General features: G+C 69.2%; 21 protein-coding genes. 11 read left to right on the plus strand and 10 right to left on the minus strand.

Going from position 1 to position 17,170, the window contains the following annotated elements; genetic code table 11:
* A complete protein-coding gene (locus tag FNH24_RS02140) occupies window positions 1-774 on the plus strand; it encodes an isoprenyl transferase (protein ID WP_152360463.1) in 774 nt (257 codons plus the stop codon).
* Between the two features lie 368 nt (window positions 775-1,142).
* Here FNH24_RS02140 and FNH24_RS02145 read toward each other — a convergent pair whose 3' ends face one another.
* The gene (locus FNH24_RS02145; RefSeq protein ID WP_152360464.1) at window positions 1,143-1,976 is read right to left on the minus strand and encodes a CPBP family glutamic-type intramembrane protease; all 834 of its coding nucleotides are present in this window, start codon (window positions 1,974-1,976) and stop codon (window positions 1,143-1,145) included.
* Window positions 1,977-2,099: 123 nt separating this feature from the next.
* Here FNH24_RS02145 and FNH24_RS02150 point away from each other — a divergent pair, with 123 nt between their 5' ends.
* Window positions 2,100-3,065: a winged helix-turn-helix domain-containing protein gene (locus FNH24_RS02150; RefSeq protein ID WP_152360465.1), complete on the plus strand. Its 966-nt coding sequence runs from the start codon at window positions 2,100-2,102 to the stop codon at window positions 3,063-3,065.
* Window positions 3,066-3,080: 15 nt separating this feature from the next.
* On the opposite strand, the gene FNH24_RS02155 is transcribed toward FNH24_RS02150, so the two are convergent.
* Entirely contained in the window at window positions 3,081-5,123 is a 2,043-nt protein-coding gene (locus FNH24_RS02155; RefSeq protein WP_152360466.1) for an NHL repeat-containing protein, read from the minus strand.
* 227 nt (window positions 5,124-5,350) lie between these two features.
* Here FNH24_RS02155 and FNH24_RS02160 point away from each other — a divergent pair, with 227 nt between their 5' ends.
* Genes FNH24_RS02160 through FNH24_RS02170 form a run of 3 tightly spaced genes read left to right on the plus strand, consistent with a single transcriptional unit; the run spans window position 5,351 to window position 6,523 of the window.
* Window positions 5,351-5,833 carry a hypothetical protein gene (locus FNH24_RS02160; RefSeq protein WP_152360467.1) on the plus strand — a complete coding sequence of 161 codons (483 nt, stop codon included), beginning with the start codon at window positions 5,351-5,353 and terminating at the stop codon, window positions 5,831-5,833.
* 5 nt (window positions 5,834-5,838) lie between these two features.
* Entirely contained in the window at window positions 5,839-6,159 is a 321-nt protein-coding gene (locus FNH24_RS02165) for a hypothetical protein (protein ID WP_152360468.1), read from the plus strand.
* A 25-nt stretch (window positions 6,160-6,184) separates the two neighbouring features.
* Window positions 6,185-6,523 carry a hypothetical protein gene (locus FNH24_RS02170; RefSeq protein WP_152360469.1) on the plus strand — a complete coding sequence of 113 codons (339 nt, stop codon included), beginning with the start codon at window positions 6,185-6,187 and terminating at the stop codon, window positions 6,521-6,523.
* Window positions 6,524-6,589: 66 nt separating this feature from the next.
* Here the strand turns inward: FNH24_RS02170 and FNH24_RS02175 are convergent, their stop codons facing one another.
* Genes FNH24_RS02175 through FNH24_RS02190 form a run of 4 tightly spaced genes read right to left on the minus strand, consistent with a single transcriptional unit; the run spans window position 6,590 to window position 9,686 of the window.
* A complete protein-coding gene (locus FNH24_RS02175) occupies window positions 6,590-6,991 on the minus strand; it encodes a Fur family transcriptional regulator (protein WP_152360470.1) in 402 nt (133 codons plus the stop codon).
* Between the two features lie 19 nt (window positions 6,992-7,010).
* Complete coding sequence (locus tag FNH24_RS02180; RefSeq protein WP_152360566.1) at window positions 7,011-8,009, minus strand: metal ABC transporter permease; 999 nt, start codon at window positions 8,007-8,009, stop codon at window positions 7,011-7,013.
* On the minus strand, window positions 8,009-8,836 hold the full coding sequence (locus FNH24_RS02185) for a metal ABC transporter ATP-binding protein (protein WP_246186704.1): 828 nt from the start codon (window positions 8,834-8,836) through the stop codon (window positions 8,009-8,011). Before FNH24_RS02185 ends, FNH24_RS02180 begins: the two co-directional genes overlap by 1 nt.
* Window positions 8,837-8,861: 25 nt before the next feature.
* Complete coding sequence (locus FNH24_RS02190; protein WP_246186705.1) at window positions 8,862-9,686, minus strand: metal ABC transporter substrate-binding protein; 825 nt, start codon at window positions 9,684-9,686, stop codon at window positions 8,862-8,864.
* A gap of 339 nt (window positions 9,687-10,025) precedes the next feature.
* On the opposite strand from FNH24_RS02190, the gene FNH24_RS02195 reads away from it, so the two are divergent.
* On the plus strand, window positions 10,026-10,499 hold the full coding sequence (locus FNH24_RS02195; RefSeq protein WP_152360472.1) for a GNAT family N-acetyltransferase: 474 nt from the start codon (window positions 10,026-10,028) through the stop codon (window positions 10,497-10,499).
* A 50-nt stretch (window positions 10,500-10,549) separates the two neighbouring features.
* Here FNH24_RS02195 and FNH24_RS02200 read toward each other — a convergent pair whose 3' ends face one another.
* The 3 genes from FNH24_RS02200 to FNH24_RS02210 all read right to left on the minus strand — a co-directional run bounded on the left by FNH24_RS02200 (window position 10,550) and on the right by FNH24_RS02210 (window position 13,017).
* On the minus strand, window positions 10,550-11,911 hold the full coding sequence (locus FNH24_RS02200) for a hypothetical protein (protein ID WP_152360473.1): 1,362 nt from the start codon (window positions 11,909-11,911) through the stop codon (window positions 10,550-10,552).
* 243 nt (window positions 11,912-12,154) lie between these two features.
* Complete coding sequence (locus tag FNH24_RS02205; protein WP_152360474.1) at window positions 12,155-12,445, minus strand: DUF6703 family protein; 291 nt, start codon at window positions 12,443-12,445, stop codon at window positions 12,155-12,157.
* A gap of 47 nt (window positions 12,446-12,492) precedes the next feature.
* On the minus strand, window positions 12,493-13,017 hold the full coding sequence (locus tag FNH24_RS02210; protein WP_152360475.1) for a helix-turn-helix domain-containing protein: 525 nt from the start codon (window positions 13,015-13,017) through the stop codon (window positions 12,493-12,495).
* Window positions 13,018-13,075: 58 nt separating this feature from the next.
* Between FNH24_RS02210 and FNH24_RS02215 the strand changes: the two genes are divergently transcribed.
* The 5 genes from FNH24_RS02215 to FNH24_RS02230 all read left to right on the plus strand — a co-directional run bounded on the left by FNH24_RS02215 (window position 13,076) and on the right by FNH24_RS02230 (window position 16,582).
* Window positions 13,076-14,044, plus strand: coding sequence for an alpha/beta hydrolase family protein (locus FNH24_RS02215; protein ID WP_217427993.1), 969 nt, complete (start codon window positions 13,076-13,078; stop codon window positions 14,042-14,044).
* On the plus strand, window positions 14,041-14,367 hold the full coding sequence (locus FNH24_RS02220; protein WP_152360477.1) for an antibiotic biosynthesis monooxygenase: 327 nt from the start codon (window positions 14,041-14,043) through the stop codon (window positions 14,365-14,367). Before FNH24_RS02215 ends, FNH24_RS02220 begins: the two co-directional genes overlap by 4 nt.
* 71 nt (window positions 14,368-14,438) lie before the next feature.
* The gene (locus FNH24_RS02225; protein ID WP_152360478.1) at window positions 14,439-15,830 is read left to right on the plus strand and encodes a glycine--tRNA ligase; all 1,392 of its coding nucleotides are present in this window, start codon (window positions 14,439-14,441) and stop codon (window positions 15,828-15,830) included.
* 36 nt (window positions 15,831-15,866) lie between these two features.
* A complete protein-coding gene (locus FNH24_RS32100) occupies window positions 15,867-16,016 on the plus strand; it encodes a hypothetical protein (protein WP_246186706.1) in 150 nt (49 codons plus the stop codon).
* Complete coding sequence (locus FNH24_RS02230; RefSeq protein ID WP_246186707.1) at window positions 16,013-16,582, plus strand: helix-turn-helix domain-containing protein; 570 nt, start codon at window positions 16,013-16,015, stop codon at window positions 16,580-16,582. Before FNH24_RS32100 ends, FNH24_RS02230 begins: the two co-directional genes overlap by 4 nt.
* On the opposite strand, the gene FNH24_RS02235 is transcribed toward FNH24_RS02230, so the two are convergent.
* Window positions 16,564-17,139, minus strand: coding sequence for a dihydrofolate reductase family protein (locus FNH24_RS02235; protein WP_246186708.1), 576 nt, complete (start codon window positions 17,137-17,139; stop codon window positions 16,564-16,566). The genes FNH24_RS02230 and FNH24_RS02235 overlap by 19 nt on opposite strands.
* Between the last annotated feature and the right edge of the window lie 31 nt (window positions 17,140-17,170).

The following is a 17,170-nucleotide window of genomic DNA, read 5'->3' on the forward strand; positions in this document are numbered from 1 at the left end:
GTGAGGAACTCCCGGCGTTCGTACGCGGCGCCCAAGCCCCACCCCAGCGGGGCGCGGCCGCCGAAGCTCCCGGCGGCCAAGCTGCCGCGGCACGTCGCCATCGTGATGGACGGCAACGGCCGCTGGGCCAAGGCCCGCGGGCTGGCCCGGACCGAGGGGCATGCGGCCGGCGAGGCGTCGTTGTTCGACGTGATCGAGGGCGCGATCGAGGTCGGGGTCAAGTACGTGTCGGCGTACGCGTTCTCGACCGAGAACTGGCGCCGCTCGCCGGACGAGGTGCGCTGGCTGATGGGCTTCAACCGGGACGTGATCCGGCGCCGCCGGGACGAGCTCGACGCGATGGGCGTCCGGATCCGTTGGGCCGGCCGGCGGCCCCGGCTGTGGCGCAGCGTGATCTCCGAACTGGAGGCGGCGGAGGCCCGGACGGTCGACAACGACGTGATCACCCTGCAGTTCTGCGTCAACTACGGCGGCCGGGCCGAGATCGTCGACGCCGCCCGCCGGATCGCCGAGGAGGCCGCGGCCGGTCGGCTCGATCCGTCCCGGCTGACCGAGGACCGGTTCCGCCGGTTCCTGGACGAGCCGGACATCCCGGACGTCGACCTGTTCGTCCGCTCCTCAGGGGAGCAGCGCACCTCCAACTTCCTGGTCTGGCAGTCCGCCTACGCCGAGCTGGTCTTCCTCGACCGCCTCTGGCCCGACTTCGACCGCCGTGACCTCTGGCGGGCGATCGAGCTCTACGCCGACCGCGACCGCCGCTACGGCAGCGCCTGACCCAATCCGCCGACCCGCCACAAACGCACGCGTTCTGTCGGCGTGTCGGTGCACAATCGACGTCTCGACGGGAGCGGGAACCGAGGGGAGGACCATGTCGGTGGATGAGAACGGTCTACTCCGAGCGCTGTCGAACATGGATGGTTTTGCTGGTTCCTGGTGGGTGACCGGCGGCACACCCGGGTCCGCCGGGAGTGGGAACGGGGCGATGCACTGGTTGCTGGGCCGGACACGATCGTGCTGGGCTCCGCGGACGATCCCGGGGAGGGCTGCGGTTGCGGCCGGCGGTCGCGATCGTCCGTCGCCGAGACGTCACTTCTGCACCGACACGCCGCAAAACCCGTGCACTAGTGCCGGGTGGGCGGATTTTAGTAGATGAAGATCGGGAGCCAGTCGGGGTTGTGGGCGTGGACCAGGACGAACCACAGCACGCAGTCGAAGATCAGGTGCGTGCAGACGACGTAGGGGAGTGACCTGGTCCGCTTGAAGATGTAGCCCTGGACCAGGGTGAACGGGATGGTGAGCAGCGGCCCCCAGCTCTGATAGCCCAGCTCCCACAGGAACGACACGAAGATGATGCACTGCAGAATGTTGGCCTGCCACATCGGGAAATGGCGCCGGAACAGGGCGAACGCGGTGCAGATGAAGAACAGTTCGTCCCACAGGCCGACGGCGTTCACGGCGACGCCGAGTCTGATCATTTCGCTCGGCTCGTGCACCGCCGGCCAGTTCAGGTAGGTGCCGGAGTTGATGAAGTAGAAGGGCAGGATCAGCCAGGCCAGCGCGACGACGATGACCAGGTACCAACGCTCCAGCCGGGTCCAGCGCCGACCGGTGTTGACCGGGAACCGGATCACATGGCGCTTCAGGATGAACCGGTCGATCAGGTACGGCGCACTCGCGGCGAAGGCGAGCACGCCACCCATCCGGAGGAAGTTGAACCAGCCGATGTCGGCCTCGAGCGAGATCAGGCCGATCGGGGCCAGCCCGATCCCGATCAGCAGCAGGCTCTTCCCCAGATCCCGGTCCAGCACGAACGCAAGGCCGATGCTGACCGCCAGCACGAGATAACCGGACAGTTGGTGTTGGAAACCGAACAACAGCACCGCGGAGGCGGAAACGCCCGCGGCCGGGATCAATCCCCACGAGAACGGCGGCGGGGTCGGGGACTCGGCCTCGACCGTCTCTTCGGCCGTCGTCATCGGTACAGCATGCCATCTTTGTCCTGGATCGACGGAGTTTGGGGTTTCGGACAGGGTTTGGGTTGAGCCCGGAGTTGAGTACGGTGAGCGCGTCGGGATTGCGGGATCCACGGAAGGCCCATCATGGATACGTATACAGAACTTCGGCTCGGTGACCTCGGCCGGCTGTCTCCGCGGGTGGCCGTCGAGCCGTCCGCCTCCCTGATCTCGGTTGTGGCCGACCTGCTCGGCGGGCCGGCCCAGGGCATTCCCGCGCACTGCCGGGCGAAGCTGTTGCCGGCCGAGCTCGCCACCGACCGGGCCCGTGCCGCGCAGCTCTTCGGGTCGCCGCTGGTGGCCATCCCGGATTGCCTCTCGCCGATGCCGTACCCGGGGGAGCCGTCCGGCCGGAGCTTCCTGGACCGGACCGCCGACGTCGACCGGCACACCCTGCTGGCCGAACTGGAGGCCGACCTGGCCGGCGAGCCGGTGCCCGAGGCGTTGCGCCCGGTGATCGACCGGCCGGGCACCTTCCTGGCCGGATTCTCCCGGGTCGCCGCCCACGCCTGGGAGTTCGTCGAGGCGGTCTGGCGGCGTCGCCGGCGCCGGCTGAGCCGGGAGGTGGTACGGATCGGCACCGCGGCCGTGACCGGCACGCTCGGCGCCGGACTGTCGCTGCTGGGGCCGCGGATCCGGCTGGTCGGCAGCTCGCTGCTGCTGCCCGACCCGCGCGGCGAGGTGATCGACCTGGCCGGCCGCACGTTGGTGCTGGTGCCGCTGATCTCCGGCGGCACCGCCTCGCTGCTCAACGTCGACCAGGACGATCACGTCTGGATCGGCTATCCGCTGCGGGAGTGCGGCACCACCCACCCCGCGGAGTCACCGGCCGACCTGATCCTGGGCGAGGCCCGGACGCAGATCCTGCGCGGCGCCGACGGCTACCTGACGATGAGCGAGGTCGCCGCCCTGATCGGCAGCACCGGCGGCAGCGCCACGTACCACTGCAAGCAGCTCGAGTCGGCCGGACTGATCAGCCGGCACCGGGTGGGCGGCTCGGTCCGCGTCCACCGCACCCTGCGCGGCGAGGAGATCCTCGACCTGCTGCACTGAGCCGTACGACGGCGGTCAGACGGTCAGGTCGACCTTGGCGAGCTTGCGACCGGCCAGGGTCCAGGCGGTCATGGTCGAGCCGATGAACCCCAGTTGCGGGTAGGTGTACCAGGACCGGCCGAGGTTCTGATTGCGCAGGGTTGCGGTGGTGAGCCCGGGCCCGAGCCGATACAGATGGACGTCGTCGTTGGCTTCGGCGTTCACGGCGGCGAAGATGTGACCGCCCTGTCGGACGACCTCCCCGTAGCCGGGCAGCATCCGGACCCAGTTGCCGTTGGCGTCCTTGGACGATCCGGCCACCCGCTTGCCCTGGGCCAGATCCCAGGCGAACCAGTAGCCGGCGGGCACCTTGTAGACGCCGTAGACGAGTCCGTCGAGGTGGGCGATGCTCATCAGGGCGGTGCCCTCGCCGAGCGGGGTGAAGGTCTGCAGGGTCTGCAGCGTGGCGAGGTCGAGCACCCGGATCTGGGCGCCGGCGGCCCCGTCCGGCACCGTCTCCGCGCCGGCGGACCGGTCGCCGGCGATGAAGATCTTGCCGGCGTCGAGGTCGACCGAGACGACCGCCTGCCCGGGCAACAGGCCGGTCAGCACCTGCAGGCTGTCGGCGACGGACGGCTTGATCACCGCGAGGGCTCCGTCGGCGACGCCGAGGTTGGGTTTGGTCGCGATGAAGACGCGGCCGGTGGCGGCGTCGACCTCGAGGTCCATCGGGCGGTACTGACCGTTCAGGATGCGGCCCAGGCTCCGCTGGTCCCCGGTCGTGCGGTCGATGGCCCGCAGTTCGGTGGACGGGTAGATGGCGGCAACGAGGTCGTTGCCGCACACGCCGACGGCCTTGGCCTCGCCGGAGATCGGATAGCGCACCGCCGTGCTGCTGGACACGTTGTGCATGGTGATCGCGTTCCGCCCACCGACCCAGGCGACGCTGCCGCTCGACGAGGCACAGATCGAGTGCACGAGTTCGCCGCCGGCGGCCTGCGGTGCGAGCTCGATCAGGTTGCGTTCCGTGTACGCCCCGGTGGCCAGGACCAGGTCCCAGACGAGCCCGTCCTCGGTGCAGCCGACCAGCAGTCCGGGTCCGGCGATCCCGATGCCGGCGTGGCGCAGCGTGGAGGTGGTGTCGGCCAGGTGCTCGTACGAGGTCGAGCCGTCGGGCAGCCGGTAGATCGCCCCGTCGATGCTGGCGACGTAGAGGGCGGCGGTGGCCGGGTCGTGGCAGAGCTGGTTCAGCACGGCCGGGGCGGTGATCGACTCCACGCCGCTGCCGTCGTGGTTCAGCCGGACGACGTCGCGGCCGCTGAGGGCGTACACCTTCGCGGCGCTCAGGGCAACGCCGTTGTAGCCGGTGACGGTGACGCCGGGCGGCTTCGGAATCCGGTGCAGCTCGGTCCAGCCGCCGCCGCTGCGGGCCCGACGGACCAGCACTCCGTCCCGGGTGGTGGCCACGTACACATGGGTGGCGTCGACCGCGAGCCAGCGGGCGAAGCGCGACGTCGCCGCGGGCACGGCCTGCCCGAGGGAGGTCACCGCGCCGGTGCTCGGGTTGTACTCCCGGACCACCGCTCCGGCGTTGGGGTCGTAGATCCCTACGTAGACCTTGCCGTCGGGCGCGACGTCCAGGGTGAACGGCAGGTTGCCGATCGTGTTGGCCACCCGGGTGAAGGCCTGGGTGCCGGGGTTCCAGCGATACAGGTCGCCGTCCGGGTAGGTGGCCACGTGCACGAGTGAGCCGTCGGGCGACGGCCCCACCCCGTAGGCGCCGTCGATCGCGGTGCCGTTCGCGCCGGCCGCCGGGAGGAAGGACACGTTGCTGACCTGGCGCGCGGCGAAGTCGTACCGGAGCAGGCGGACCGGGGCGAGGCCCCGGGTGGTCAGGTAGCCGATGCCGTCGTGGACGCCGAAGCCGGAGAGCTCACAGGACAGCGAGGCGTCGCCGTACACGGTCGGGGTGGCGGCCTGCGCGCTGGGGACGGCGGTGCCGCCGACCGCCACAGCGGCCAGGGAGGCGGCGCCGAATTGCAGGACTCGACGACGCCGGAGCGGAAAGGACGGTGACACGGGGTTCCTCCCGACGCGAGGCGAATTTGCGCGGAGCGGCGCATTACGGACGACCTTCGCTCACATTCAGGCACTGCCACAAGAGGCATCTCACTGCACCCGATCGCCGGCAAGCGCGGAAACGATTTCAAACTTCTTTCAAAGCGTTGTGACCGCCCAGCACCGGCCCGGACAGTGAAGGCATCCGGGACCGATCCCGAGTCCCGGACCCTGGACGAGGAGGAACTGTGGGATCCCAACGCACGCTTCGACGCACCGGACGACTACCCCTGCTGGCCGCACTGCTCGGTGTGGTGCTGGCGGTGCTGCTGCCGCTGACGGCGTCGGCCGACAGCGCCATCGACGAGGACAAGAGGGTCGCCGGCCGGGATTACGGCGTGGCCGGCCCCGACGGCTACTGGCAGACCTGCACCCAGATCGCGACCTGGGAGCTGAAAGGCACGCTCTGCATCGACGCCTCCGGTACGGCGAACGGCCAGGGGGTGATCGGCGTCGGTTGGTGGCAGACCAGCGCGGCGAACAAGGCGATCAATCTGTGCTGGGGCAACAACCAGAGCGGCTACCACTGCAAGACCGCCGGCGTCACCGGCGGCGGTGACAGTGCCTCGCACACCTGGCCGACCTGGATGGGCCGGGGCTGCAACGTGCACCCGATCATTCAGGTCAACAACGTCACCAACGCGCACGGCAACCCGCTGTGCATCGCCTGACGCCGATGATCACGGTGAACCGGCGACTGCGGCGGGCTGCCGCCCTGGTGATCATGACCGTGCTGATGATCACCGGCGGCGGTTCGGCCACCGCCACCGCCGCAACCGAACCGGCCAGGGCGGAGTACTACACCTGCTTCGTCAAGACGGTCGGCGTGCCGTTCTACAACAAGCCCTACCCGTCCGGCGGTGAGATCAAGGGCTGGGTGACCCAGGGCCAGGGCTTCGACGTGTTCGCCGAGGATTTCGGCGGCCACTGGCGCGGCGGCAACCTGTGGGGCGGCCCCAGCGGGGTCTGGATCCACGCCAACTATCTCGCTTGTTGATCAAGCTAGGCAGAAAGGAATGATCATGATCAAACAGAGACTCAGGTCCGGTCTGGTGATCGGTGCCCTGGTGCTGACCGGCTGGCTCACCGCCGGGGCTGCCACGACGGCAGCCGCCGCGGGGGAGGAGCCGGCGGGTCGCGACTACTCGGTCACCGCGCCGGACCAGGAATGCATCTACAAGGTGCTGCAGGCGACCCTGATCGAGTGGGACGGCGGCGGCAGCACCTGGCTGCAGCCGGGCGCCGAGTTACACGGGCCCAACGACCTGGGCCCGATCAACGTCTACTCCTACGCCCACGCCCGCCGCGGCTGGGTCTACCGCGACTACTTCAACCTCCAAATAGTCGGCTGCGACCCCTAACCCCCGACTTGTCAGACTCTCACCATGCCCTGGCGTGGTGAGAGTCTGACAACTCGGGGGGTTGGGTCAGTGGTCGGCGCAGGTGCCGAAGATCTCCAGGTCGTGGCTGACCTCGCGGAAGCCGTTCTCCTCGGCGATCCGGGTGGCCCAGCGTTCGACGGCGGGGCCGGTCACCTCGACCGTTCGACCGCAGACCCGGCAGACCAGGTGATGGTGGTGGCCGGTGGAGCAGCGCCGGTACGCCATCTCGCCCTCACCGGTCCGCAGCGCGTCCACCTCGCTCGCCTCGGCCATCGACTGCAGCGTCCGGTAGACCGTGGTCAGGCCGATCCGGTCGCCCTGCTGACGGAGCAGGTCGTGGATCTGCTGCGCGGTCCGGAACTCGTCCAGATCCGACAGGATGGCGTGTACGGAGGCCCGCTGCCGGGTCCGGCGTTGCGGCGTCGTCGTCACCTTCGGGTCGACCATGGCCGGCTCCCTCGCCTGCTCAGTGCTCGTCGTAGTGGTCCGCGTGCTGGGCGTGTCGGTGCCCGTCGTGGACGTAGTCGATGTGGTCGCCGTGGCGGACCGGTTGGTGGCCACAGGTGTCGCTGTGCTGGTGCGGATGGTCCGGCGCCGGCTCGTGCGGCGTCGGCTGGTCGAGTTCCTCGCTCAGTTCCGGTAGCACGGGGAGCACTCTACGACGACGGGTGAAGAGAATCGAGAAAGGCCAACTGAGCGCGAACACGACGATGGCCAGCACCACGATCATCGCGCCAGGGGGAGTGTCGGCATAGAACGAGGCCGTAGCACCGCCGACGGCGACGACGACGCCGATCACGATCGCGCCCACCAGACCGGCCCCGAAACCGCGGGTGAGGTTCTGGGCGGCGGCCACCGGGATCACCATCAGCGCGCTGACCAACAGCAATCCGACCGTCCGCATCGCCAGGGCGACGGTGATCGCCGCGACCACGACGATGATCAGGTTGTAGAGCCGGACCTTGAGGCCCTGCACCCGGGCGAACTCCTCGTCGGCACAGACCGTGAACAGTTGCGGCGCCAGCCCGAGGGTCGGCACCAGCACCAACACGGTCAGGATCCCGACCATGATCAGATCCTCGGCGGTGACGCTGGTCAGCGAGCCGAACAGATACTGCGACAGGGCGCCGGCGCCGCCACCGGCGATGCCCGACATCAGCACACCCGCGGCCAGGCCGCCGTAGAACAAGATCGCCAATCCGACGTCGCCGGTGGCCTTGCCCTGCTGGCGGAGCAGCTCGACGATCACCGCGCCGGCGACACAGACCACGACCGCGATCGGGATCGGCGCCTGACCGGTCAGCAACGCGAGGCCGACGCCGGCGATCGCCACGTGGCCGAGGCCGTCGCCGAGCAGGCTGAGCCGGCGCTGCACCACATAGCTGCCGATGGCCGGCGCCATCAGGCCGGTCAGCAGCGCGGCGATCAACGCCCGCTGCATGAACGGGAACTGCAGGATCTCGATCATGAAGCGCCGTTTCGTCGGAGCAGGTCGGGGCGGTCGATCATGGCCGGGCCGATCAGGCCGGGCTCGATCGCCGGCTCGTCGCACTCGTGACCGCCGGAGCGCAGGCCGGGGATGCCGGCCAGGCTGCCGTGGTGGGCGACGCGGCCCTGGTTGAGCACCACGGCCCGGTCGATCTGACCGGCCAGCGGCCCGATCTCGTGCAGCACGACCAAGATCGCGGTGCCGTTGTCGGTCAGCCGGTCCAGCACCGAGGCGAGCACTCGCTGGTGCTCCAGGTCGACGCCGGCGATCGGCTCGTCCAAGATCAACAACCGGGGCTGGGCGACCAGCGCCCGGGCGATCAGCACCCGCTGCTGCTGGCCGCCGGACAGCCAGGAGATCGGATCGCCGGCCCGCTCGGCCATCCCGACGGTCTGCAGCGCTTCGGTCACGGCCTGGCGCTGCTGCCGGCCCGCGGGCAGGATCGGGATCCGCCGGGCCAGTCGGCCGGCCGCGACGACCTCGCGGACCGTCGCCGCGCTGGTGCCGACCGGGGTCCGCTGCGGCACGTACCCGATCCGCTGCCAGTCCCGGAACAGCCGGATCGGCCGCCCGAAGAGCGTGATCATTCCGCGCTGGTACGGCAGCAGGCCGACCAGGGACCGGACCAGGGTGGACTTGCCGGAGCCGTTGCCGCCGAGCAGCGCGACCGTCTCGCCGGCCTCGACCGACATGGTGATGCCGCGCAGCACCGGCAGCCCGCCCAGCTCGACGGACAGGTCGGTCGCGGCCAGGACGGTTGCGGCGTCGGGCTCCGGGTTCACCGACCCTGGATTCACAGACACGGAGTGCTCACCGGCATCGGCGGGGTCACTGGCACGCGTTGGCGGATCGGAGCGCCGTCAGGTTGGCACGCATGATCTCAAGGTAGTCCTTGCCGCGGGAATCCTGGGTGACCCCCTCGATCGGGTCGAGCACGTCGGTCTTCAGCCCCAGGTCGCCGGCGATCGACTCGGCCACGGCGGGGGAGACCAGCGTCTCGTAGAAGATCGTGGTGATCTTGTGTTCCTTCGCCTCGGTGTGGATCTCGGCGATCCGCGCCGGCGACGGCTCGGCGTCCGGGCTGAGCCCGCTGATCGAGATCTGTTCCAGCCCGTAGCGCTTGGCCAGGTAGCCGAACGCGGCATGGTTGGTGATGAACTCCCGGATCGTGCACTGCTTCAGCCCGGCGGTGTATTCCTGATCCAGCCCGGTCAGCTCGGTGGCCAGGGCAGCGGCGTTCTCGGTGTAGTCGGCGGCATGATCGGGATCGGCGGCGGCGAGTCGTTCGGCCACCGCCCGGCCCACCGTGGCCAGGTTGTTGGGGTCGAGCCAGATGTGCGGATCGAGGCCGCCGTGATCATGCTCCTCGCCCTCCTCGCTGCCGTCTTCGTGTTCGTGAGCTTCCTCGCCGAGCGGGATCATCGGCACCACGGTCGCGGTGTCCAGAGCCCGATCGCCGGCATTCTGCGCGACGGCCTCGTCGACGGCGGCCTGCAGCGTCTTCTCGTACACGACGAGATCGGCCTTGCCGACCTGGGCCACCTGCTGCGGTGACAGCTCGAGGTCGTGCGGCTCGGCCCCCGGCTGGGTCAGGTTCTCGACCTTCGCATGGGTCCCCGCGACGCGCTCGACGACGAACTGGAACGGATACACCGAGGTGACGATCGACAGCTGACCAGGCTGCCCCCCGGAGCCTCCCGGACCGGTCGACCCGCACGCCGCAGCAAGGAGGAGAACGGACGACGTGACGAGCGCACCGAGCACGCGCGGGAACCTCTGCATGAAAACCATTTTCAATAAGTTACCTGGCTTCGTCAAATCCCCAACCCCAAATTCCGCCGACCCGTCACATCCGCGGCCGTTCTGGCGGCGTGTCGACGCGGATGTGACGGATCGGCGGAGCTGGTTGGGGCGGCGGGCGGGTCGTGGTGATCGCTGTGCGGTCGAAATCTCGTTGTTCCGGGACGATCGGGTGTGGCAGAGTCGCCGATCATGGCGGATGTCGCGGGGCTGGTGATCAGGCCGTTCCGGCTCGAAGATGTCGACCGCTGGACCCGCACCGAACTGCACCGGCAGCACCTCCTCGGCGGTCTGGAGGGTTCGGGTGACTATCTGGCCGCGGTGCTGGCCGACGGTCGGATCGCCGGCAAGATCGGCATCCGATACGACGAGCATCCCGACGCCGGGACGCTGTTCCAGTTCGATGTCGTCGAACGCCTTCGAAACAAGGGGATCGGAACCGCCCTGATCGGCCGGGCGGAGCAGGTGATCAGTGATCATGGCCTCGATCGCGCCACCCTCGGCGTCGAGGAATCCAACGAGGGCGCCATCCGCCTGTACCGCCGCCTGGGCTATCAGGAGTTCGCCTCTGAACCCGCCGAGTGGGACCAGGAAGCGCCCGACGGGACCAGCTACCGCTACCACTGCTTGTGTCTGCTGATGCACCGGTCGCTGACCTCTGTCTGACCTGAGAAACCGCCGGTGTGCCGGGAGGCCGGCGGCGACCGGGGTCGGGATCAGGTGAGCCGGAGCAGGCGCAGCCCGCCATCGGGCCGAACGACCAGGATCAGTTCCTCGTCGACCTGCAGAACGGTGCCGGACACCAGATCCGAGCGGGTCCGTCCGCTGCGGTCGTACGCGACCTGGCCGTGCTCGGTCTGCACCCAGATGTGGTCGCCACGCGCGAACAGGAGCGGGTTGGTGCCGTAACGGTCGGGCAACGGGGTGAGCAGCGGCGTGGGATCCCTGGTGGACCGGCTGAACAGGTTCGTGCCGTCGTACCACCAGGCGACCGGTCCCGTGGACGATGTCGAGGCCAGCTGCCCGGGCCAGGGCGACGCGGGCAACTCGAGCACGACCCGTCCGTCGGACAGGTCGACAACCAGGGCCGGTGATTCCGGGTCACTGAACGTGAAGATCGTCGCCAACCCGTCCCCGACGGTGTCCCAGACGGAAGGCTGCTTCACCGCAACGCGGGAGATCTCGGCACCGGTCCGTCCGCTCAGGACGACCGGGGTGCCGGCGGCATCCCGGCGGTCGTCCCCGACCGGATCCTGCAGGGCGAGCACGCGATCACCCTCGACCCGGGACGGCAGCACTTGCTCGGTCCGCCACAGCCGCTTGCCGGAGCGGGGATCGATCGCGACCGTCGCCAGGCCCGGATCGTGCGTCGGTCGACTGGTGCTGTACGTCATGGCGACGACCACCGAGTCGCTCGCTCCGATGGCGTCCATCCGGACGGCCTGCTGCTCGCCCTCCAGCTGCTTGACCGCCGGGGTGACCTCGGTCGCCCAGCGGATCGAACGATCGACCAGGGAGACCGCGACCAGGCCCGCACCCCCATCGCGAGTCTGCTGGGATGCATGACACATCGGGGCGTCGTTCCGGCACGAGTTCTGGTTGTACTCCAAGATCAACACCCCGCCCCGCCCGTCGTCCGCGGCCATGGCCGCGGTGCCCGCCCAACCTCCGTCCGGACTCCCTGATGAGCCCGGCTCGACCGGGCCGAGCCTCGTCGAAAGCTCGGCCGGCAGGTCGCCGTCGTCCCAGAGCAGCTTGCCCGAGCCGGCGTCGATGATCATGAAAGTGGGATCGTCCTTGGTCGAGCCCCGGACGACCAGCCGGGAGCCGATCCGGTCGGCTGACCAGCCGGTCTCGAGCCCCACCCGATCGAGCTGCCAGACCTCGGTCCAGTCCAGCCGGGGCGCCGGCGGTCCGCCGTAGCCGGCCGGGCCGGTCGGAGTCGGGCTGACCGATGGCGGAGGAGGGTCCGACGGTGGCTCCGGTTTGGTGCAGGCGGCGATCGACAGCAGCGCCAGGCCAAGTGTGGCGATCACGAAGAAGCGCACGATGAACCGGTTGCCCGACGACGAACCCACTCGCGCCGAAACCTTGGCGAGCGTCCGATCAGAGGATCGATGCCTTGATGGGTCCACGTCTCCCGTCCCCGGTGCAGCGGCAACATCCGGCCGCGTTCGTTCCTGGCGACGGTAGTGATCGACCGGCCCGGTCCGATACACATCGGCACGGCCAATCTGCAATGGGCCCATTGGCGATCCGCATCGGCGACGCGCGCGGCATCCACACCACCGATCTCACGGCAGCGCGCGGCTCGAGGAAGTTCAGAGGCGCGTGATGGTGAGGATGATGATCAGGACCAGCATGATCGCGCGGATGATCTTGCCGCTGGTGGTGACGGCGGGCCAGGACAGGTAGGAGATCCAGGCGATGAACAGGAAGACCAGGACGAACGCGGGGATGGCGATCGGCAGCGGGGCGAAGGCTCCGACCGCGACCAGGGCCAGGGTCACCAGCGGCACCACCAGGCGGGGCAGGGCGGTCAGTCGGACCAGAGCGGGGCGGCTGATCCGCTCCATCGACTGACGAAGGCTCGGCTGGGACGTCTCGGGCATCTGCCAAGTCTGACACGAGTGCCGAGTGGTCCGCCCGGGTGCCGGAGTCACTCGGCCGGGAACTGGATCGGGCTGATCAGATACCTGCTCCGGCCTGGCGCCTCCTGGTTGGCGAGCACCGGCAGGATGGCGGCGCGCAGCCCCTCGATCAACTGCTGCAACTCGGCCGGGCTGACCCAGATCGCGTGCTGGCGGTAGCCGACCAGGTCGGCCGTCGGGTCGGCGTCGGGGCGATCCAGATAGGCGTTGAACTCGGCGGCGAGGACGGCGATGGCCGCGGTGAAGCCGCGCCGGTGATCATCGGTTGTCAGTTGCTCGGCCTGGGCTGCGCTGATCGACGCCCGGTCCTGGCGGAGCCGGTAGTGCCGCTCGACCGCCCCGCGCACCCGCCGTTCCTCGGCGACCTCCAGGATGCCGCCGTCGCTGAGCAGTTCGATGTGCCGGTAGAGCGTCGCCTTCGACACATCGGGGATGCGGTCGCCGAGTTCGGCGGTGGTGAGCCGACGGTCGCCACGGAGGGCGTGCACGACTCGGAGCCGTACCGGATGGCCGAGCAGTTCGAGCGGATCCATCGGCCAACGATCTCAGAATGTGCTACCTTTCGCAAAGAATGAGAAAGGTGAGCAATTCGTGACGACTGAAGAATGGGCACCGCCGAGCTACGCCGACCCCGCGCGGTTCACCGAGCGGGAACTCGACCTGACCGCCGCCAGCGGCACCGTCGGCGGCACCCTCACCCTTCCCGAGGGTCGTACGCAAGCCGGCGTGGTGCTGCTGACCGGCGGCGGACCGCTGGACCGGGACGAGACCAGCGGCCCGAACAAGCCGCTCAAGGATCTGGCCTGGGGTCTGGCCGGCCGCGGGATCGCCGTGCTCCGGTTCGACAAGATCAGCTTCCTGCGCCCCGAGTCGATGACCGAGCCGGGCTTCACGATGACCGGCGAATACCTACCGCACGCTGTCGAGGCCGTACGGACCCTGCGCCGGCACACCGATCGGGTCTTCGTGGCCGGCCACAGCATGGGCGGCAAGATCGCGCCGCTGGTGGCGGCCACCGAGCCGGCCGTGGCCGGAGTGGCGATCCTGGCCGGCGACACCCAGCCGATGCATCGGGCGCTGGTCCGGGTGGGCCGCTATCTGGCCGAGGTGGCACCGGAGCTGGTGCCCGCCGAGCTGGTCGAGCAGTTCGCTCGGCAGGCCGCCGTCATCGACCGACCCGACCTGTCACCGGCGACGCCGGCCGCGGATCTGCCGTTCGGCCTGGCCGCCGAATACTGGCTCGATCAGCGCGTCTACGACCCGGCCGCCACGGCCGCGGCACTGGACCGGCCGATCCTGATCCTGCAGGGCGGCCGCGACTACCAGGTGACGGTCGCCGACGACCTGCCCGGCTGGCAACGGGCCCTGGCCGGCCGGTCCGACGTGATCATCCGGGTGATCGCGGCCGACAACCACCAGTTCGTCGCCGGGAACGGCCCGTCGACCCCGGACGACTACGGGCGACCCGGGCATGTCGACCCTTCCGTGATCACGACGCTGGCCGACTGGATCGACTCCTGTGCCGCGCGGCCGGACGAAGGGCCTATCCTCGTCCGGTGATCGCGATCAGCCGGTTCCGGGTCGATGCCGCCGAGGCCGCGTCGTTCGCCGAGCGCGCGGCGGCGGCGGTCGGCGTGCTGCAGGGCAGTCGCGGCTTCCGCAGTGTCGATCTCGGCCGCAATCTGGACGATCCGGAGCTGTGGACGATCACCACCCGCTGGGACGACGTCGGCTCCTACCGCCGGGCGCTGCAGGGCTTCGAGGCCAAGACCGTGGTGGTGCCGTTGCTGTCGGTCGCGATCGACGAGCCGAGCGCGTACGACGAGCCGGAGCTGGTCGGGGAAAATGTGGCCCGGGGTTCCGGTTCGGGCCCGTTATCCTGAGGCGTCGGTACGGTCTGCGTACCGCACGACAATCCCGAAATCCTTCATCCACCTCGTATTGGAGTAAGCACGTGGCCCCCGCCAGCCGTTTGGACAACGTCACCAGTCTCTGCAAGCGCCGGGGGTTCGTCTTCCCGGCCGGCGAGATCTACGGTGGCACCCGCTCGGCGTGGGACTACGGCCCGCTCGGGGTGGAGCTGAAGGAGAACATCAAGAAGCAGTGGTGGCGCTCCGTCGTCACCTCCCGCGACGACGTGGTGGGGCTCGACTCCTCGGTGATCCTGCCGACCGCGGTCTGGCACGCCTCCGGCCACCTGGAGGTCTTCAACGACCCGCTGATCGAATGCCTGAGCTGCCATCGCCGGTTCCGCGCCGACCACCTGCAGGAGGAGTACGCGGAGCGGAAGGGGATCGACAACCCCGACGACGTGCCGCTGACCGACATCCCCTGCCCGCACTGCGGCACCCGCGGCCAGTACACCGAGCCGCGGATGTTCAACCAAATGCTCAAGACCTACCTCGGTGTGGTCGAGGACGAGTCCGGGCTGCACTATCTGCGGCCGGAGACCGCCCAGGGCATCTTCGTCAACTTCGCCAACGTGGTGCAGACGACGCGGAAGAAGCCGCCGTTCGGGATCGGGCAGGTCGGCAAGTCGTTCCGGAACGAGATCACCCCGGGCAACTTCATCTTCCGCACCCGCGAGTTCGAGCAGATGGAGATGGAGTTCTTCGTCGAGCCCGGCACCGACGAGGAATGGCACCAGTACTGGATCGACGAGCGGACCAACTGGTACGTCGATCTCGGCGTCGACCGGGACAACCTGCGGCACTTCGAGCATCCGAAGGAGAAGCTCTCCCATTACTCGAAGCGCACGGTCGACATCGAATACCGGTTCGGCTTCGCGGGCAGCGAGTGGGGCGAGCTGGAGGGCATCGCCAACCGGACCGATTTCGATCTTGGAACGCACAGCAAGAACTCCGGCCAGGACCTGTCCTACTTCGACCAGGCCAAGAATGAGCGCTACACGCCGTACGTGATCGAGCCGGCCGCCGGCCTGACCCGGTCGCTGATGACGTTCCTGGTCGACGCCTATGTCGAGGACGAGGCGCCGAACACCAAGGGCGGCGTGGACAAGCGGACCGTGCTGAAGCTTGATCATCGGCTGGCCCCGGTCAAGGCCGCGGTGCTGCCGCTGTCCCGTAACGAGGCGCTGTCGCCGAAGGCTCGTGATCTTGCCGCCGAGCTGCGGAAGAACTGGAACGTCGACTTCGACGACGCCCAGGCGATCGGCCGCCGCTATCGCCGGCAGGACGAGATCGGCACGCCCTACTGCATCACGGTGGACTTCGACACGCTCGATGATCATGCGGTCACCGTGCGCGAGCGGGACTCGATGACCCAGGAACGGGTGTCGCTGGACAAGATCACCGACTATCTGGCCACCAGGTTGATCGGCTGCTGATGCCGGTCGGTTGTTGATCATGGGAGTCCGGTAGGCGTGGGCCTGCTGTTCGGGTCGCGCCCGTCGGACTCGCCCTGGATCGCCTCGGTCTGGACCTGCCGCAGTGAGCAGGTCTCGGAGATGACCTCGGTCGCCTCCGAGACCTGGGGTCTGGTGTTCGGGCAGCAGCGGGGCACGCCTTCGTGACCGTCACCGGCGCGGAGAGCCGCACCGGCACCGCGCCGGTGCCCGAGGAGGCGAGCTTCGTCGGGATCCAGTTGGCCATCGGCACTTCCCTGCGCCGGCTGCCCGGGCCGGCGCTGCTCGACGGCGGCATCGACCTCCCGGACGCGACCCGGCGCAGCTTCCGGCTGGACGGGGCTCGCTGGCCGACGCCCGGGGTCGACGACGTGGAGGCGCTGGTCGACCGGCTGGTCCGGCGCGGCGTCATCACCCGCGATCCGCTGGTCACCGAGGTGTTGCGCGGGGGTCGCCCGCCGGTCACCGCCCGCACCCTGGAGCGCCGGTTCCGCGCGGCGACCGGGCTGCGGCACGGTGCCATCCGACAGATCGAACGGGTCCGCTCCGCGGCCGTGCTGCTCAGCACCGGCGAGCCGGCGACCGAGGTCGCCGGCAAGCTCGGCTACTACGACGAGCCCCATCTGGCCCGGGCCCTGCGCCGCTACGTCGGGCGGACGGCCGGGCAACTCCGCGACGGCACCGGCGGTACGATCGGCCTCGACCTCGCCCAGCCTCAGCGCACCACTTCGTAGACCAGCTTGGCCACGCCGTTGCCGTAACTGTCGGCCTCGCGGAGCTTCAGCTTCTGGCTGTCCCGGTCGGTCCGCGGGAACACGCTCTTGCCGGCGCCGAGCAGCACGGGGAAGACGAGCAGGTTGTAGCGGTCGATCAGATCGGCCTCGGCGAGGCGCAGGGCCAGCTCGGGGCTGCCGTGGATGAAGATCGCGCCGCCGTCGCCCTGCAACAGCTCGGCCACGTCTTCGGTCGACCGCAGGATCGTGTTCGTGCCCCAGCCGTCGACGAGGGCATCGTCGGCCAGGCCGGACGAGACGACGTACTTCGGGAGTTCCTTGTACGCCACGTGATCATCCGAGTCGGGCCAGACCGCGGCGAACAACTCATAGCTGCGGCGCCCGAACATCAGCGCGCTCGTCTCCTCGAGTTCCTCGCTCTTCAGCGAGTACGCCTCCTCGGAGAACTCGACGTCGAACACCCAACCGCCCCCGCGATGTCCCTCGGACGTGCCGCCCGGCGAATCCATCACGCCGTCGAGCGACATGAAGCCCGTGTAGACCAGTTCACGCGTCACAGAAATCCTCCTGAATCGAATCGGTGACCGG

This window comes from Microlunatus speluncae, from assembly GCF_009299835.1.
GTDB classification, from domain to species: domain Bacteria; phylum Actinomycetota; class Actinomycetes; order Propionibacteriales; family Propionibacteriaceae; genus Microlunatus; species Microlunatus speluncae.

Coding starts and splice junctions, on each gene's coding strand:
- FNH24_RS02145 (WP_152360464.1), bottom strand. CDS start 1,976: ATGACGACGGCCGAAGAGACGGTCGAGGCCGAGTCCCCGACCCCGCCG.
- FNH24_RS02150 (WP_152360465.1), top strand. CDS start 2,100: ATGGATACGTATACAGAACTTCGGCTCGGTGACCTCGGCCGGCTGTCT.
- FNH24_RS02165 (WP_152360468.1), top strand. CDS start 5,839: ATGATCACGGTGAACCGGCGACTGCGGCGGGCTGCCGCCCTGGTGATC.
- FNH24_RS02170 (WP_152360469.1), top strand. CDS start 6,185: ATGATCAAACAGAGACTCAGGTCCGGTCTGGTGATCGGTGCCCTGGTG.
- FNH24_RS02175 (WP_152360470.1), bottom strand. CDS start 6,991: ATGGTCGACCCGAAGGTGACGACGACGCCGCAACGCCGGACCCGGCAG.
- FNH24_RS02195 (WP_152360472.1), top strand. CDS start 10,026: ATGGCGGATGTCGCGGGGCTGGTGATCAGGCCGTTCCGGCTCGAAGAT.
- FNH24_RS02205 (WP_152360474.1), bottom strand. CDS start 12,445: ATGCCCGAGACGTCCCAGCCGAGCCTTCGTCAGTCGATGGAGCGGATC.
- FNH24_RS02210 (WP_152360475.1), bottom strand. CDS start 13,017: ATGGATCCGCTCGAACTGCTCGGCCATCCGGTACGGCTCCGAGTCGTG.